We start from the raw sequence: 15,681 nt of genomic DNA, 5'->3' as shown, positions 1-15,681 counted from the left end.
GCAGCCTCCGGCTGCTGTTCAAGGACAACGACGGACCACGCGTCGACACACGGCGGCTGCACGCCCGGCTCCCGGGCCGGTGGGACTTCGACGACCCCCGGATCCTCGGCACGGAGGACGGGCCGGTGGCCGACCTCTTCGCCACCATCACCGTCCATCTGTGCGCGGGCGCCTACGCGTTCGGGCTCGCCCGGCACGGCCGCGCCCCGCTGCCCGTGCTGCTGCGGCTGGTGCGCGAACGGCTGGCCGAGGCCGTGGCGCGGCTCGGCGGCGAGGCGGGGGACGTCCTGCGCGCCCGGGTCCTCGACGCCCCGGAACTGCCGGTGAAGGCGATGGTCACGGCCGGCACGCTGCTCAGCAAGGAGCGGTCGGGCACCGCCGACATCAACAAGCACTACACCACCGGGCCCAACTACCTGCTGCCGTCCCGGAGTACGCCATGAGAACCCGGGACCGGACCGCCGGTTCCGTCGTCGCCGCCCGTACTCGCCCCGCCCCTCCCCCGCATTCGCAACCGCTGGAGCCTGCCATGCCCTCGCTGACCGAATCGCCCGGCCGCACCACCGCGTCGGTCTCCCTGCCCACCGCCGACGACGTGGTGGCCCACACCCTGCTGAACTGTCTGCTGCGCGAGGTGTCCGGGCCCGAGCGGCAGACCGTCGTCGCCGACGGCCGTCTGCTGCTGCGGCTGCCCCGCCGCGGGGTGCTGCTGGGTGTCGCCCTGCGCCGCACCTCGCTGCTCGGCGCGCACCGGTTCACCGGCCCGGTGCGCGAGGAGCGGGACGGCGGCTGGGCGGACCTGGACTGGCGGCGGCTGGCCGAGTACACCCGTGACGAGCTGTCGCTGCGCACCGGCGTGCGCAACGAGGAGTTCCTGGCGCAGGTCGCCTCCAGCCACGCGGCCGTCGAGGGCTCGCTCCACGCCGGGCACGCCCTGCCGGAGGTCCCGGAGCCTGCGGGCGACCCGCTGTCCGCCTACATCGCCTCCGAGCAGTCCCTGCTCTTCGGGCACCGCTTCCACCCCACGCCCAAGGCCCGGACCGGCGACCCTCGTTCCTGGGCCGCGTACGCCCCCGAGACGGGCGCCTCCTTCCCGCTGTGGCACCTCGCCGTGCGGGAGCACCTGATCGCGCAGGAGAGCGCAGAACCGTGGGCCACCGCCGCCCTGGACCGGCAGCGTCCGGACGTCCCGGCCGGCTACCGGCTGCTGCCCGCCCACCCCTGGCAGTACGAGACGCTCCGGGAGCACCCGCTGCTGCGCGCCGCCCTGGACCGCGGCGACGTACTCGATCTGGGACCGGGCGGCCGGCCCTTCGCGGCCACCGCGTCCGTGCGCACGCTGTACGACGGGGAGACGTTCCTGAAGTTCAGCCTGAACGTGCGGATCACCAACTGCCTGCGCAAGAACAGCAGTTACGAGCTGACCGGGGCGGTCGCCCTCACCCGGGCGCTGGCCCCGGCGCTGGCCGACCTCGCCGGGCGCTTCCCCGGCAGTGCCGTGCTCCGCGAACCCGCCTACCGCACCCTCGCCCTGCCCGGCCCCGACGGCACACCGGACCGCGACCTGCTGGAAGGCTTCGGCGTCATCGTCCGCGAGGGCCTGTCCCGGCGGCTCGCCCCCGGCACCACTCCCCTGCTCGCGGCCGCCGTCGCGGACGAGTACCCGACGGGTGCCGCCCAGGTCTCCCGCCTCCTCGCCGGAGCGGACGCGGCCACGGCGCTCGACTGGTGGTCGGCCTATCTGGACCTCCTCCTGCCGCCCGTCCTCGCCGCCTACTTCGACCACGGCCTGGTCCTGGAGCCGCATCTGCAGAACGTGCTGCTCTGCGTCGACGGCGCACGCCGGCCCGCCCAGGTCCTCTTCCGGGACCTGGAGGGCACCAAGCTGGTGCCCGAGCAGCACACGGAGACGCTCGCCGCGCTGCCGCCCGAGGTGGCCGGGCCGATGACGTACGACGCGGGGCGCGGCTGGGACCGGGTCGTGTACTGCCTGCTGGTCAATCACGTGGCCGAAATGCTCGCGGCCCTCGCCGACCTGCATCCGGAGACGGAGGCGGCACTGTGGGCACGCGTGCGGGAGACGCTGCGCGCCTACGCCGACCGGCACGGCTGCCCACCTCGCCTGGCCGCCCTGCTCGCCGGGGTGCCGCTGCCCGCCAAGACCAACCTGCTCACCCGCTGGGAGCGCAAGGCCGACCGCGAGGCCGGATACGTCCGGCTGCCGTCGCCGCTGGGCGAAGAGGTGCTGCACGAGGCGAAGAGGAGCTCCCGATGACCCGCCCGACCCCCGCGGTGAACGACCGTGCCCTGTCGCTGCCGTCGACGGAACTGCCCGCCTACCTCTACGACTTGGCGGCCCTGCGCACACACGCCGCCGGGATCCGGGCCGCGCTGCCCGGGCGGGTCGAGCTGTACTACGCGGCCAAGGCCAACCCGGAGCCGGAGATCCTGGCCGCGCTGGAGCCCTGCGTCGACGGGTACGAGGTCGCGTCGGGCGGTGAACTCGCGCATGTGGCCAAGGCGATGCCGGGGCGGCCGCTGGCCTTCGGCGGGCCGGGCAAGACGCCGGACGAGGTGACCGCCGCGCTGGAACTGGGCGTCGAACGCTTCCACGTCGAGAGCGAGCACGAGCTGCTCGTCCTGGCCGAACTGGCCCGCCGCGTCGCGCCCCGGCGGCGGGTCGCGGTGCTGCCGCGGGTCAACCTGCCGGTTCCCGACGGCTCGCTCGCCGGGAGCTCGCTGGCGATGGGCGGGCGGCCGACGCCCTTCGGCCTGGACCCCGCCCGGGCCGAGGCCGTGGTCCGGGCGCTCGCCGACGGGACGTACCCGCAGCTCGAACTGCGGGGTGTGCACGCCCACTTGGCGAGCGGTCTCGGAGCGGCCGAGCTGCTGGGGGTCGCGGAGACCGTGGTCGGCTGGGCCACAGGGCTCGGCGTACCGATCTCGGAAGTGAACGTCGGAGGCGGCATGAGCGTCGACTACAACGCTCCGGAGCGGCGCTTCGACTGGGCCGCGTACGGCGAGGGGCTGGCCCGGCTCACCGAGGCGCATCCGGGGCTGACGCTGCGGATCGAGCCGGGGCGGGCGCTCACCGCGCACTGCGGCTGGTACGCCACGGAGGTGCTGGACGTGAAGCACAGCCACGGCGAGGTGTTCGCCGTCGTCCGGGGCGGCACGCATCATCTGCGCACCCCCGCGACGAAGGGACACGACCAGCCCTGCTCCGTCCTGCCCGTGGACACCTGGCCGCACCCCTGGCCGCGACCCGCGGCGAAGAGCGGGCCCGTCACGCTCGCGGGGCAGTTGTGCACGCCGAAGGACGTGCTGGCCCGCCGGGTGCCGGTGCCGGAACTCAGGGCCGGGGACCGGGTGGTGTTCTCCCTGGCGGGCGCCTACGCCTGGAACATCTCGCATCACGACTTCCTGATGCATCCGAGGCCCGGGTTCCACTTCCTGGACGAGGACGCCTAGGGTCCGTCGGCCGCATGGGTGCCACCGCGTCACGGAGTTGGAGCGGACCGGCCCCGTCCGGCCGATCCACTCCACCTTCCTCAACGGCCTGAGCAGCCTGCCGTTTGCGCTGCGCCGAGTCAGGCCGCGGCGAGGGCGGGTGACGCCAGTGCCGCCGCCGTCTCCGGTTCCTCGGCCTCGGCCAGCAGGGCCATGAGGGTCGCCCGGGCACGGGCCACCCGGGAGCGGACCGTGCCGACCGGGCAGTCGCTCAGCGCGGCGGCCTCGGCGTACGGCAGACCGAGCAGTTGCGTGAGGACGAACGCCTCGCGCCGCTCCTCGGGCAGTCCGTCCATCAGCTCGAGCAGTGCCACACCGTCGTCGAAGCCGGGCAGGCCGCGCGGCTGGGCGAGCTCGACCGCCAGCTCCCAGTCCGGCAGATCGGCCGGGCGGGGCCGCACGGCGGAGTACCGGAGGCTGTCCGCCACGGCACGCCGGGCGATGGCCAGCAGCCAGACACGCGCCGAGGAACGGCCCTCGAACCGGTGCAGACTGCCGAGCGCCCGCAGGAACGTGTCCTGCGCCAGATCGTCCACGGCCTGCGGATCGGCGCACAGATGGGCGACGTAGCGGATGACGTCACGGTGCAGGGCGCGCACGAAGTGGTCGACGGCCGCGGAGTCGCCGCCGCGGGCGGCCAGCGCCCAGGCGGTTATCGACTCGTCGGCCGACGCGGAGGCCTCGCTTCTCGCGTGCGGGCTTCTCTCGCGTGAAAGGGGCAGGGCAGGAGTGATCACCTGGTGTCCTTCTCGGGATTCCGGGACCACGCGAACACGCGTGCGGCCCGGTGAGCGGGGATACGGCCGCATCCGTACGGCGCGACGCACGGACGGAGGTACGACCGAGACCGGGGCGCGCAGAGTGCTGCCCCGGGACTGCCGGCTGCCGTCAGGCGGCAGCGGTCCCCACAGGCGGTCCTCGAGTGGTGATCGCGTGAACGAGAAGGAGAAGGCGCGGCGCGCGGTCCGAGGACCAGCGCCGTACCCGCACGGGCGGGGGCGGCGGCGTGGGCAGGGCGAACAGGAGCCGCAGCGGCGCGGCCAGCCGGCTGCCCACGGCGCGCAGCAGACGGAAGACGGCCCGTTCGCCGTGGCCCAGCCACAGTCCGCACAGCAGCGCGGCCAGCAGGTGGGCGGCGAGCATGCCGAGGGACGAGTCACCGCCCGCGGTGGCGTGTCCCGTATGCCCCATGTGATGGGACATGGAGCCCATTTCGTGCCCCATGGATCCCATGCCGTGGCCCATGGATCCCATGCCATGACCCATGGAGGGCATGTCCATGGAGTCCGCGCCACCCGCTGCCCCGGCGGCCGGTGTCGGCACGAGGGAGAACGCCGAGTGCAGCCCGGTCTGGACGACCACGGCGACGGCGACGACCAGCCGGAGTCCGCGCTCGCGGCCCGCCAGGCACCAGCCCGCGACACCCGTCACGGCCCAGCCGGCCACCAGGGTCGACAGGGGCACATGGTCGCCGGACATCATGACGTGCCCCAGGGCGGCGAGCACGACACAGACGGCCGCGAACACCGCGGCCCGTGTCGTGCGAGCACACCACCCAGCTGTCATGGCGCCTCATCTTCGCATCCGGCCCCGCTTCTGCACCCATGGGTACGGACATCGCCATGCCCTGGTACTCAATCGGCGACATGTGATCCAGGCCACTGTCCAGGAATCGATGCCTCCGGCCGGGCCACGGCAGAATCCCCGGCGTGGACATCACCGCGCAGGAGCTCAACCGGGCGACCCTCGGCCGTCAGTTGCTGCTGGGCCGGGAGGTGATGGAGGCCGGGGAGGCCGTGCGGCGTGTGGTGGCGCTCCAGGCGCAGCATGCCGCTTCGCCGTACGTGGCACTGTGGAACCGGCTGGCCGGCTTCTCTCCGGCCGAGCTGGACGACGCCTTCGCGCGGCGTGCGGTGGTCAAGGCGACCTTGATGCGGATCACGCTGCACGCGGTCCACGCGGACGACTACCAGGTGTTCCGTGAGGCGATGCAGCAGACGCTGTACGCCTCACGGCTCGGCTACCGCTTCGCCGCCGCGGGGCTCACACCGGCCGACGGCGAGGCACTCGTCCCGGAGCTGCTGGACTTCGCCGACCGGCCGCGGACGGCCGCGGAGCTTCAGGCGTGGCTGGAGGAGCGGGTAGGCGCGGACAAGAAGGCCGGCGCCTGGTGGGGGCTCAAGGGGTACGCGCCACTGCTCCACCTCCCGACCGGCGGGCCGTGGTCGTTCGGCACCCGGGCGTCGTTCGTCGCGGCGCGGACCGGTCCGGTGCCGACGGGCCGGGAGCCGGCAACGGAGGCGCTCGGGCAGCTCGTCCTGCGCTATCTGCGGGGCTTCGGGCCGGCGACGGTGGCGGACGTGGCGCAGTTCGCGATGCTGCCGCGGCAGCCCGTACGGCAGGCACTGCTCGCCCTGTCCGACGCGGTGGAGCAACTGCGCGGACCGGACGGGACGGTCCTCTTCGACGTACCGGACGCCCCACGCCCACCGGCGGACACCCCGGCGCCGCCGCGCCTCATGGCCATGTGGGACAGCGTCCTGCTGGCCCACGCCGACCGCAGCCGCGTGATCCCCCCGGACTACCGCCGCCTGGTGATCCGCGTGAACGGTGACGTACTGCCCACCCTGCTGGTCGACGGCCAGGTCGCCGGCGTGTGGCGCGCGATCGACGGCGGCATCGAGGCCACGGCCTTCCACGACCTGTCACGCACCACGTGGGACGGTCTCGCCGAGGAGGCCGCGTCATTGACAAGCCTCCTGACCGACCGCGACACCGAGGTCTACCGCCGCTACCACCACTGGTGGCCGAAACTCCCCGACGGGCACGTACGACTGCTCACCGGCTCCGGGTGATTCTCCTGCGCCGTACCCCGCGGGGACGGCGTGGTCCGCTCCGGTGGGCGCCCCGCCAGGGGTCGCCGGGCGCCGCCAGGGGGCTCTGGGCCCGGGCCTGGGCCTGGATCTCGTAGTACGAGTCGTGTGACGTCACCTTGTACGCCTCTTCGAAGGAGGCCATGGCCTCGCGGATCCCGGCACCGGCGAGTCCGCGCCGCCGGACCACGGACGCGAGCCAGGTGAAGAAGCCCATGACGGCCGCCAAGGCGCCCGCGATGATGAGGAAGGGGAGCAACTGGCTCATGGCGTCTCCTCGCGTCGCCGGGGCCTGATGTGCACGACTCCGGCATCCAGGTCCACGCGGAACGGGTCCCCTTCCGCCGGTCTCACGTTCTTGCGCACCCTCTCCTGCTCCATGGCCCGCCTGGCTGCCCGCGCCGCGGGGTCTCCCTCCTGCAGAAAGTCGGCGCCTATGGCCGACAGGCCCTTTCGCTTGCGCCAGTAGATCCAGCCCCGGGCCTCCATCCACAACAGCGCGCGATCCGCGAGGAAGAGGACCATCGCCGCCCCCAGCACTCCGACTGCGACGTGCCACACGGTGTGCATCATGCGAGGGCAACGGCCCGTGGTGCCGCGTGGTTCCCTCGCCGCTCCGGGCCGGTGACATCGCGTCAGTGGTGGGTGTGGACGACGGCGTGACCCCTGCCCCGGCCGATCATCCACTTGTTGACCGGAGTCGTGATCAGGAAGGCCACCGCGAAACCGCCCAGCAGCGCGGACCAGAACAGACCGTCCGTGAGTTGGGCCTCCATCGCGCCCGGGGTGAGGGCGATGATCGCGTTGTCGACGAGTTCCATCACCGCGATCGAGACCGTGTCCGCGGCCAGCGCGACCTTGATCGCGGCCTTGAGGCCGAGGCCGGCCCGCAGGACCGCGAACAGGGTGAACGAGTAGCCGAAGAGGAAGGCGAGCGCGATCGCCAGAACCATGGTGGGCACGTCGCCCCACTCGAGCGCGGTGCCGATGACCATGCCGAGGATCTCGCCGATCGCACAGCCCGTCAGACAGTGCAGCGTCGCCTTCACGGCGGTTCCCCAGGACGCCGTCCCGCGCGGGTGCCGTTCGGGGTGATGACGTGTGTGGTCCATGATGTTCCAGTATGCGCTGTTCCCCCTGTCCCGCCGCCTCCCCCAGTGATCGATCCGCCTAGAGTGTCGGGTCATGACGACACAGGCCGACCGGTCAACACAGGCTTATCTCTCCGAGTTGTTCTCCCTGGACGGCCGCGTCGCGGTGGTCACCGGCGGCAGTTCCGGTATCGGTCGCGCCATCACCGGCGCCCTCGCCCGCGCCGGCGCGAGCGTCGTGGTCGTGGCCCGCGGTGAGGCCGGACTGACCGCGACGGTCGAGGAGTTGACGGCTCAGGGCTGCCGCGCCGCGTGGGTCAGCGCGGACCTGAGCACGCGCGAGGGTGTGCGCACGGCCGCCGAGCGGGCGGTCGAGGCGTTCGGGGAGCCCGACATTCTCGTCAACAGCGCAGGGATCAATCTGCGCCCGCCGATGGACGAACTCACCGAGGACGTCTGGGACCTCACGATGGCCGTCAACCTGGAGGCGCCCTTCCTGCTGGGGCAGCGCTTCGGCCCGGGCATGGCGGAGCGCGGGTTCGGGCGGATCCTGCACATCAGCTCGCAGCAGGCGCACCGCGCGTTCGTGCAGAGCGGCGCGTACGGCGCCTCGAAGGGCGGACTGGAGTCTCTGGCCCGCTCCCAAGCCGAGGCGTGGTCGCCGCGCGGCGTCACCTGCAACGTCCTGGTGCCGGGCTTCGTCATGACAGCGCTAAACAAGCGTCTGTCGTCGGATCCGGAGAAGGTGGCCGCCCTCGCCACCCGCACGCTGATCGGGCGGAACGGCCTGGCCGAGGACTTCGCGGGCGCGGCCGTCTTCCTGGCGAGCCCGGCGTCCGCCTACGTCACCGGACAGTCGGTCTACGTCGACGGCGGTATGTCCGTCCACTGACGCGGCAATCCGATCAGGCGCCCGGGCTTTTCCGCCACACGAAGGCCTCCGTGCTCGGCGCCCGTTCGGAGAACCGGCCCGACGGTGAGGCCTCGCGCAACAGCAGCCGCAGGTCCGCCTCGAAGTCGTCCCGGCGCCCTTCGAAGAGATGCGGAGCCGAGAACGACATGGAGAACACCCAGGCGACGACATCGTCGAAGGTCCGCTCCAGCACCTGCCCGCCGGGCACGACGAGACGCCGGGGGCCGACGAAGCCCGCCCGGGCGAACACCTCGTCCTCCGCGCCCGGTGTCCCTTGCGCCAGCACCCCGCGGCCCGCTCGTCGCACGGGCCCCAGGTACCGCTTCACCAGGTCGTCCACCCCCGCGTAGGGAACCGCCGGGTGCGGCATGCCGTCGACGGTCCGGGGCTCCGTCTTCAGGTCCGCGATGTGCACCAGCGCCCCGCCGGGCCGGAGCATGTCCCGGACGGTCGCGGCCACCAGGTCACGGTCCATCCAGTGGAAGGACTGACCGAAGGTGGCGACGGCGAACGTGCCGAGCCCCGCGGGCAGGGCTTCGGCCCGCGCCCGCACCCACCGGGTCCTGGCGCCCACTCCCCGGTCGGCGGCCCCGCGCCCGGCTTCGGCGATCATCCCGCTGTCGGGGTCCACCCCGACGATCTCACCGAACAGATGCGCGAGGCTCAGGGCGATGGTTCCGGGCCCGCAGCCCACGTCGAGGAGACGCCCCTCCCCGTCGAGCCGCAGCTCCTCGGCGAGCGCGTCCGCCAGCCCGGCGGCGTACGGCAGCCGCCCCCGCTCGTAGTAGGCGGCGGTCCCCGAGAACAACGTGTCGTCCCACTCCCAGCCGACCGCCACGCCCGCCCACCACCCTCACAGCACAGAGTTCCGCGACCACCCGACCGGTCGACGACCCCGATGATTCCACGGCCGGACCACCCGCCGAGGATCACCACCGCGCGCCACAGGGCATCACCGAGCATCACCGACCGGAGGTCCCCCATCGGAGAGCGGCCGACGGGCGCTTGTCAGTGCCCGGTGTCACGCTGGGCACACAGGACCTGCGGAAGGGAAGCATCGCCATGATCACCACGGAGTTCGCCCCCGGTTCCCCCTGTTGGCTCGACCTCGGCGCTCCGGACGTCCGGACCGCCGCTGCCTTCTACGGCGCCGTGCTCGGGTGGGACTACGAGTCCATGGGCGAGAGCGAGGACTTCGAGGGCGGGATGTTCCGGAAGGACGGCAAGATCGTCGCCGGGCTCGGCAAGCTCACCGAGGAGGGAGCGCGCCCGGCCTGGATGCTCTACTACAGCGTCGCCGACGCGGACGCCACGACGAAGGCCGTGGAGCAGTCGGGCGGCACCGTGCGCGTCGCGCCGATGGACCTCGAGCAATGGGGCCGGATGGCGCAGTACACCGACCCGCAGGGAGGCCAGTTCGCCGTCTGGCAGCCGGGGACGAGCAAGGGCCTCGACCTGGTCGACGAGCCGGGCTCGCTGTCCTGGACCGAGCTGTACACGAGCGACGCGGCGGCCGCGAAGGAGTTCTACGGCGGACTCTTCGACTGGCGGTTCAGTGACATGCCGCTGCCGGGCGGCGGGGGCACGTACACCCTCATCACCCCCGCCGGACTGCCCGAGGAGCGGATGCACGGCGGACTCATGGAGGTCGGCGAGAAGGACCTGTCGCTGGCGAACGGACGGCCGTACTGGCACCCGGTCTTCGCCGTCGCCGACTGCGACGCCGCGGTGGCCAAGGTCAGGGAGAACGGCGGCAGCGTCCAGATGGGTCCCGAGGACGCGGAGGGCGTCGGCCGGCTGGCCGTCTGCCTCGACCCGGCCAACGCGGACTTCGTGGTGCTCACCCCGGCCCAGGGCTGAACCGGCCCGCCGCCCGGTGCGCGGGTGCCGCGCCCGGCCCGGGCCCGGCTCCCGTGCCCACCGGCCGGGCGAGTCACCACCAGCGATGGATGTCCCCGGCGACGCGCCGCTTCCCGAGCGGCTGCACCTCGCGGGCGTTGCCCTCGGGGAAGAGGCTCCGGTAGTGCTCCAGCGCGGCGGCGGACGCCTGGACCGGATGGGTCAGGACCGTCCAGCGCACGCCGGTGGTGTAGGGGCAGGTCGTGGTGGACCCGAGGTAGCGGTAGGACTCGGTGCAGGGCGGCAGCAGGGTGTCGATCTCCACGTCGGGGACGTCCCAGGGGTCTTCGCTCCGGCGGGCGGATTCCAGCAGCCGGTCGAGGGAGCCGTTGGCGTCGCCCGGGTGGATGAAGACGGCGAGCACCGCGTACTCCTTCGCACCGGCCGCGGCCGCGTCTCCGTCACCATCCCTGCCCCCGTTCCCGTTCCCGGCCCCGATCGTCCGGGCGTACTTCAGGTGCTGTTCCATCGGGAACGCCACCCCGCCGACGGTGTGCTCGGACGGCGTGTGCCAGTGGATGTCCTCCAGGTGGTAGGTGGCGTCGCCGACGCTCATCAGGCAGTCCTGTCCGCGCGGCGGCTCGGCCTTCACGGAGCCCTCCTCGGCCCGGACGCAGTCGGGCCGGTGCCGCTTCGGACGCTCGAAGCGCAGGCGCATGGTGAGCCGGGCCGGATGGCGCAGGCGCAGGGGCGGCAGGGCCGAGATGTCGGTGGTCTGCGGACGGATGTCGACCGGGCTCTGGGACTGCAGCGCGGTGTCGACGGCGGAGTGGGCGGGGGCGGTCAGGGACACGGGGATCACCTTCGGTCGACGGGCGGACGGCCGGGCAACGACGACCGCATCCTTTTCCCTCGGCGGCGCCCGGGACGCGCGAGGTCACCCGGACTGCTGAACACCCCGGGCCGCGGCCTTGACGCGCTACGGTCGCGACATGAACCAAGGTCCCGAAGCGGCAGCTCAGGAACCCGGCGAGGACACCGTCCGCGCGTTCGCCGAGCTGGCGCAGGGCTGGGCGGCGGCGATCGTCGCCAACGACCCCGCACGCATCGCGGGCTTCATGGCGGACGAGTGGGTGATCGTCTCCGAATCGGGGATCGACCCGAAGGAGAGGTTCCTCTCCCTCGTCGAGTCCGGGGAGCTGACCCACTCCGCGATGGACCTCAGGACCCGGCCCAGGGTCCGCGTCTACGGCGACACGGCCGTGGTCACCGGACGGGTCACCAACACGGCCCACTACCAGGGCGAGCGCTACGACGCCGACGAGTGGACGACGGACGTGTTCGTGAGGCGGGACGGGCGCTGGCGGTGCGTGCTCAGCCACATCACACCAGCGGCCCCCGGCATCACATCAGCGGCCCCCGAATGAGCGTTCATGTGTTTTGCATATGATGCGCAAATGCATGACTACAGCATCAGGGAAGCCACGCCCGCGGACATCGACGGGGCTCGGGTGGTGATGCTGGACGCCGTGTACCGCGACTTCGACACCGGCTATGTGCCGCGCTGGCACGCCGACATCATCGACCCGGTGCCGTTCTACGTAGAACCGCCGCGGCACACCCTCCTGGTGGCCGTGGACGAGCGGGACGGGACGGTGGCGGCCACGGGGGCGCTGGACGCGCGCGGGCCGGCGCATCCGCCGAACCCGCGCTGGCTGGCCGAGCGGTACCCCTCGGGCGAGACCGCGCAGGTACGGCGGCTGTACGTCGGCCCCGCACACCGGCGGCGCGGACTGGCCCGGCGGCTGGTGGCAGGCCTGGTCGACTTCGCCCGGGCCGACGGTGGTTACCGATCCGTGTATCTGCACACGTATCCGCACTCGCCCGGTGCGATGGGCCTGTGGCGGACCCTGGGCAAGGTGGTGTGCGACGAGCGGGAGGAAGTGCCCGGCGGGGGCAGCGGCGTGGTGCACTTCGAGATTCCCTTCGCTTGAGCACCACGGGGACGACACTGAACACCTCGAACTCACCCCTGGCCAAGGGCCTCGCCGCCCTGCGCGCCCTCGCGCGGGGCGGCGCCCCGACGCTGCTGTGGCGGGCCGTGCTCATGGCCGCACTGGTGGGCGCGATCGGCCTGCTGCCGTGGCTCTCGCGCACCGACCCGGCGCTGACGGTCCTCAAGGCCCGCTCGGCCGACCGCGACCCGACACCCGAGACACTGCGCGCCATCCGCGACCAATTCGGCCTGGACGACGGCCCGCCGGCACTGCTGGGCCGCTGGCTGGCCGGGCTGCTGCACGGCGACGCGGGCACGTCGTGGGTGTCCGGCGGCCAGGTGCTGCCGGGCGTCGTGCAGTCGCTCGGCGCCTCGCTGCTGCTGATGTCCGGGGCCCTCGTGGTCGCGGCGGGCACCGTGGCGGCGGTGTGCGCCCGCACACTCCGGCTCGGCTCGCGGGGGCGGCTCGCCGCACGGGGCCCCGGCGGCACGGCTTCGGCCGTGCTGGCCGCACTGCCCGAGTTCCTCGTCGCCTCGGTGCTGGCCTCGGTGATCGGCGTCCAGCTCGGCTGGCTGCCCGCTCTCGGCTGGTACGGGCCGCAGTGGATGGTGCTGCCGTCGCTGGCCCTCGGTCTGCCCGCCGGGGCGATCCTCGGACGGATGCTGGACGACCTGCTGCCCAGCGCGTTCGCCGAACCGTGGGCACTGGCGGCCGCGGCACGCGGGGTCCCGCCGAAGTCCGTGGCGCGGCAGGCGGTGCGCCGCTGCGTGCCCGGACTGCTGCCCAATCTGGGCCTGTTCGTGGTCGGCCTGACCGGCGGCTCGGTCGCCGTCGAGCAGATCTTCGACATCCCGGGCCTGGGCCGGCTCACCCTCCAGGCCGCCCTCGCCCAGGATCTGCCCGTCCTGCAGACCGGCACCCTCGCCCTCGTCCTGGTCGCGGCCGTCGCCGGGGTCCTCGCCCGGCTGTCGTCCCGGCTGCTCATCGGGCCCGCGCTGCGCGACGGCGCCCTGCACTCCCTGCACCGTCCCGGCCGGTCCACGCCCCGCGCCCTGCCCTTGCTCTACGGGGCGCTGCTCGCCGCCGTCATCGGGTTCGGTCTGCCCCGCGACCCGCTCGCCCTGGACACCCTCGCCCGGCTGCGGGCCCCGTCCCTGGCGCACCCGTTCGGGACGGACGCGCTGGGCCGGGACGTACTCGCCCGGGTCTCCCACGGCGCGCTGACCACCCTCGGCATCGCCCTCGCGGTGAGCGCCGCCGCCCTCGTCGCGGGACTGCTGCTGGGTCTGCTGCCGAGGCTGTCCGGGCCGCTGGTCGACACCGTCAGCGCCGTGCCGCCCGTCCTGGCGGGACTTCTCGTCGCCGGCGTCGCGGGCAGCGGGCCCTGGACGCCGGCGTTCGCCGTGGGCGTCCTGGCCTGGTCCCCGCTGGCCGCCCACACGTCCTCGCTGCTGCGGCAGGAGCGCGCGACCACACACCTGGCCGCGACCCGCGCACTGGGCGCCGGCCGCTGGTATCTGCTCCGGCACGAACTGCTGCCCGCCGTGCTGTCGCCGGTGGCCCGGCACGCCCTGCTCCGGCTGCCCGGCATCGCGCTGAGCCTCGCCGCCCTCGGCTTCCTCGGCCTGGGCGCCCAGCCGCCGTCCCCCGAGTGGGGCCTGCTGCTCGCCGAGAACCAGCCCTACGCCGAGCGCGCCCCGTGGGCCGTCCTCTTCCCCGCCGCCGTACTCGCCCTGCTGGGGGCGCTCGCGGTGACGGCCGCGGGCGGCGTTCGGCTGCCCCGGCGGCGCAGGCGGCCCGAGGGCCCGGCCGGGCCGCCCGGGGAGCGGGTCATGCCCCCGCAGCGGCAGCGGAACAGCCCCGACGCCCTCCTGGTCCCTGTGTCCACCTCACCGACAGAAGAACGATGACCGACCTCATCTCCCGCGTGCTGGCCCGCCGGTCCGCCCGTACGCCCAAGACTCCGAGCGAGAGCACCTGGCGGCTCTGGAAGGAGCTGTCGCCGCTGCTGCGGCTGCTGATCCTGACCCAGCTCGCCTTCAACATCGGCTTCTACGCCGTGCTGCCGTTCCTCGCCGAGCACCTCGGCACCGCGATCGGCATGGCGGGCTGGCTGGTCGGGTTCGTGCTCGGGCTGCGCACCTTCAGCCAGCAGGGGCTGTTCGTGGTCGGCGGCTGGCTCGTCGACCGGTTCGGGGTGCGGCCGGTCGTGCTGGCCGGCTGTGTGCTGCGGATCGCCGGGTTCGCGTGGCTCGGATACGCGGAGGCGAGCTGGGCCGTGATCGGCGCCGTGCTGGTGATCGGTTTCGCCGCCGCGCTGTTCTCTCCCGCCGTGGAGTCCGAGGTGGCCCGCCAGGCGGTGGTCTGGGAGGAGGAGGGACGCGGCTCGCGCACGCGTCTCCTGGCCCTGTTCAGCGTCGCGGGCCAGGCCGGCGCCTTCGTCGGACCGCTGCTCGGCGGGTTGCTGCTCGCCGTCGACTTCCGCACCGCGTGCCTCGCCGGTGCGGTGGTCTTCGTGCTGGTCCTGGCCGGGCATCTGTGGCTGATGCCCCAGCACATCCCGGGCCGGGTCCGCACCCGGGAGCGGGGCGGGACGGGCGTGCTGCTGCGCAATCGCCGCTTCCTGGCCCTGTGCGGCGCGTACGGCTCGTACCTGCTCGCCTACAACCAGCTCTATCTGGCCCTGCCGGACGAGGTGCGGCGCGCGACGGGCTCACAGGCGCCGCTGTCCTGGCTGTTCGCCCTGTCCTCGGTGCTGGTGGTGTTCACCCAGCTTCCGGTGACCCGCTGGGCGGGCGACCGGCTGGACCTGCGCCGCTCCATGACGGCCGGGCTGCTGCTGATCGCGGCCGGTTTCGCGGTGGTGGCCGCGGCGCGCCCCGCCGGCTGGACGGGCGCCGCCGGGCTGCTGCCGGCCGCGGGCTTCGTCGTGCTGCTCACCGTGGGACAGATGCTGGTCGTGCCCGCCGCCCGCGCCTGGGTGCCCGACCTCGCCGAGGAGGGCCGGATCGGCCTCTACATGGGCGCGCTGTCCTCCGTCTCCGGCCTGATCGTCCTGGCCGGCAGCGCGGCCACCGGCTCCCTGCTCGACCTCGGCCTCCCGGCCGCCGTTCCCTGGCTGGTCCTCGCGGCCGTACCGGCCCTGACGGTGGCTCTGCTGCCGCGCCGGGAGGAGCGGGCCGAGGAGGCGGGCGAGACTGCCTGATCCGGGAGGAAGCCGCGGCCATGTGAGCCGGCGCACCGGGACAACCGCGCGCGAAGGACACCCCGGCAACCGCGCGCACCGCACCGTCACCCCGCCGGGCGACGTCTCCGCTCCCGGTTTTCCGGGACCGTACCGTCCCTCACACCGCTGCGGAGATCAGTGGCCGCGCGGCGCCAGTATCCTGGGTCGGCTGCGATGTCCCCCGCCAACCCCCGCCTCAAAACGGGGAGTTCGGCCTGCGGCGACGTACCTT

16 protein-coding genes and 1 pseudogene are annotated in these 15,681 nt (G+C 73.5%); 10 read left to right on the top strand and 7 right to left on the bottom strand.

What is annotated here, in order from left to right:
• The 3 genes and pseudogenes from ACFTZL_RS04275 to ACFTZL_RS04265 all read left to right on the top strand — a co-directional run.
• Positions 1-443 (top strand): annotated as a pseudogene (locus ACFTZL_RS04275) (IucA/IucC family siderophore biosynthesis protein); the annotation flags it as partial.
• A gap of 86 nt (positions 444-529) precedes the next feature.
• Positions 530-2,275, top strand: a complete 1,746-nt coding sequence (locus tag ACFTZL_RS04270; RefSeq protein WP_382578061.1) for an IucA/IucC family protein — start codon at positions 530-532, stop codon at positions 2,273-2,275.
• Positions 2,272-3,471, top strand: a complete 1,200-nt coding sequence (locus tag ACFTZL_RS04265) for a type III PLP-dependent enzyme (RefSeq protein WP_382578059.1) — start codon at positions 2,272-2,274, stop codon at positions 3,469-3,471. Before ACFTZL_RS04270 ends, ACFTZL_RS04265 begins: the two co-directional genes overlap by 4 nt.
• Positions 3,472-3,590: 119 nt before the next feature.
• Here ACFTZL_RS04265 and ACFTZL_RS04260 read toward each other — a convergent pair whose 3' ends face one another.
• Both ACFTZL_RS04260 and ACFTZL_RS04255 read right to left on the bottom strand, forming a co-directional pair.
• Positions 3,591-4,247, bottom strand: a complete 657-nt coding sequence (locus tag ACFTZL_RS04260) for a sigma-70 family RNA polymerase sigma factor (protein ID WP_382578057.1) — start codon at positions 4,245-4,247, stop codon at positions 3,591-3,593.
• A gap of 151 nt (positions 4,248-4,398) precedes the next feature.
• On the bottom strand, positions 4,399-5,076 hold the full coding sequence (locus tag ACFTZL_RS04255; protein ID WP_382578055.1) for a hypothetical protein: 678 nt from the start codon (positions 5,074-5,076) through the stop codon (positions 4,399-4,401).
• A 143-nt stretch (positions 5,077-5,219) separates the two neighbouring features.
• Here ACFTZL_RS04255 and ACFTZL_RS04250 point away from each other — a divergent pair, with 143 nt between their 5' ends.
• Positions 5,220-6,365 carry a winged helix DNA-binding domain-containing protein gene (locus tag ACFTZL_RS04250; protein WP_382578054.1) on the top strand — a complete coding sequence of 382 codons (1,146 nt, stop codon included), beginning with the start codon at positions 5,220-5,222 and terminating at the stop codon, positions 6,363-6,365.
• On the opposite strand, the gene ACFTZL_RS04245 is transcribed toward ACFTZL_RS04250, so the two are convergent.
• The 3 genes from ACFTZL_RS04245 to ACFTZL_RS04235 form a co-directional block, all read right to left on the bottom strand.
• Entirely contained in the window at positions 6,349-6,651 is a 303-nt protein-coding gene (locus ACFTZL_RS04245) for a hypothetical protein (protein ID WP_382578053.1), read from the bottom strand. The two genes, ACFTZL_RS04250 and ACFTZL_RS04245, sit on opposite strands and share 17 nt — an antisense overlap.
• Complete coding sequence (locus ACFTZL_RS04240) at positions 6,648-6,944, bottom strand: hypothetical protein (protein WP_382578051.1); 297 nt, start codon at positions 6,942-6,944, stop codon at positions 6,648-6,650. The genes ACFTZL_RS04245 and ACFTZL_RS04240 overlap by 4 nt, the downstream gene beginning before the upstream one ends.
• 74 nt (positions 6,945-7,018) lie before the next feature.
• Positions 7,019-7,495 carry a DUF4396 domain-containing protein gene (locus tag ACFTZL_RS04235; protein ID WP_382578049.1) on the bottom strand — a complete coding sequence of 159 codons (477 nt, stop codon included), beginning with the start codon at positions 7,493-7,495 and terminating at the stop codon, positions 7,019-7,021.
• A gap of 73 nt (positions 7,496-7,568) precedes the next feature.
• Here ACFTZL_RS04235 and ACFTZL_RS04230 point away from each other — a divergent pair, with 73 nt between their 5' ends.
• A complete protein-coding gene (locus tag ACFTZL_RS04230) occupies positions 7,569-8,366 on the top strand; it encodes an SDR family NAD(P)-dependent oxidoreductase (protein WP_382578047.1) in 798 nt (265 codons plus the stop codon).
• 13 nt (positions 8,367-8,379) lie between these two features.
• On the opposite strand, the gene ACFTZL_RS04225 is transcribed toward ACFTZL_RS04230, so the two are convergent.
• Positions 8,380-9,225 carry a class I SAM-dependent methyltransferase gene (locus ACFTZL_RS04225; RefSeq protein WP_382578045.1) on the bottom strand — a complete coding sequence of 282 codons (846 nt, stop codon included), beginning with the start codon at positions 9,223-9,225 and terminating at the stop codon, positions 8,380-8,382.
• Between the two features lie 224 nt (positions 9,226-9,449).
• Between ACFTZL_RS04225 and ACFTZL_RS04220 the strand changes: the two genes are divergently transcribed.
• Positions 9,450-10,247 (top strand): VOC family protein, encoded by a 798-nt coding sequence (locus ACFTZL_RS04220; RefSeq protein ID WP_382578044.1) that lies wholly within the window; start codon positions 9,450-9,452, stop codon positions 10,245-10,247.
• 73 nt (positions 10,248-10,320) lie between these two features.
• Here the strand turns inward: ACFTZL_RS04220 and ACFTZL_RS04215 are convergent, their stop codons facing one another.
• The gene (locus tag ACFTZL_RS04215; protein WP_382578041.1) at positions 10,321-11,079 is read right to left on the bottom strand and encodes a carbonic anhydrase family protein; all 759 of its coding nucleotides are present in this window, start codon (positions 11,077-11,079) and stop codon (positions 10,321-10,323) included.
• 139 nt (positions 11,080-11,218) lie between these two features.
• Between ACFTZL_RS04215 and ACFTZL_RS04210 the strand changes: the two genes are divergently transcribed.
• The 4 genes from ACFTZL_RS04210 to ACFTZL_RS04195 all read left to right on the top strand — a co-directional run bounded on the left by ACFTZL_RS04210 (position 11,219) and on the right by ACFTZL_RS04195 (position 15,428).
• Positions 11,219-11,653 (top strand): nuclear transport factor 2 family protein, encoded by a 435-nt coding sequence (locus ACFTZL_RS04210; protein ID WP_382578039.1) that lies wholly within the window; start codon positions 11,219-11,221, stop codon positions 11,651-11,653.
• 30 nt (positions 11,654-11,683) lie between these two features.
• A complete protein-coding gene (locus tag ACFTZL_RS04205; RefSeq protein ID WP_382578036.1) occupies positions 11,684-12,220 on the top strand; it encodes a GNAT family N-acetyltransferase in 537 nt (178 codons plus the stop codon).
• A 113-nt stretch (positions 12,221-12,333) separates the two neighbouring features.
• Positions 12,334-14,133, top strand: a complete 1,800-nt coding sequence (locus ACFTZL_RS04200) for an ABC transporter permease subunit (RefSeq protein WP_382578069.1) — start codon at positions 12,334-12,336, stop codon at positions 14,131-14,133.
• Positions 14,130-15,428 (top strand): MDR family MFS transporter, encoded by a 1,299-nt coding sequence (locus ACFTZL_RS04195; RefSeq protein ID WP_382578033.1) that lies wholly within the window; start codon positions 14,130-14,132, stop codon positions 15,426-15,428. Before ACFTZL_RS04200 ends, ACFTZL_RS04195 begins: the two co-directional genes overlap by 4 nt.
• Positions 15,429-15,681 lie beyond the last annotated feature (253 nt).

It is taken from the genome of Streptomyces sp. NPDC056948 (genome assembly GCF_042674225.1).
Lineage (GTDB): Bacteria > Actinomycetota > Actinomycetes > Streptomycetales > Streptomycetaceae > Streptomyces > Streptomyces purpurascens.
The sequence above is the reverse complement of the archived record's forward strand: the minus strand, read 5'-3'. Positions and strand labels throughout refer to the sequence as shown.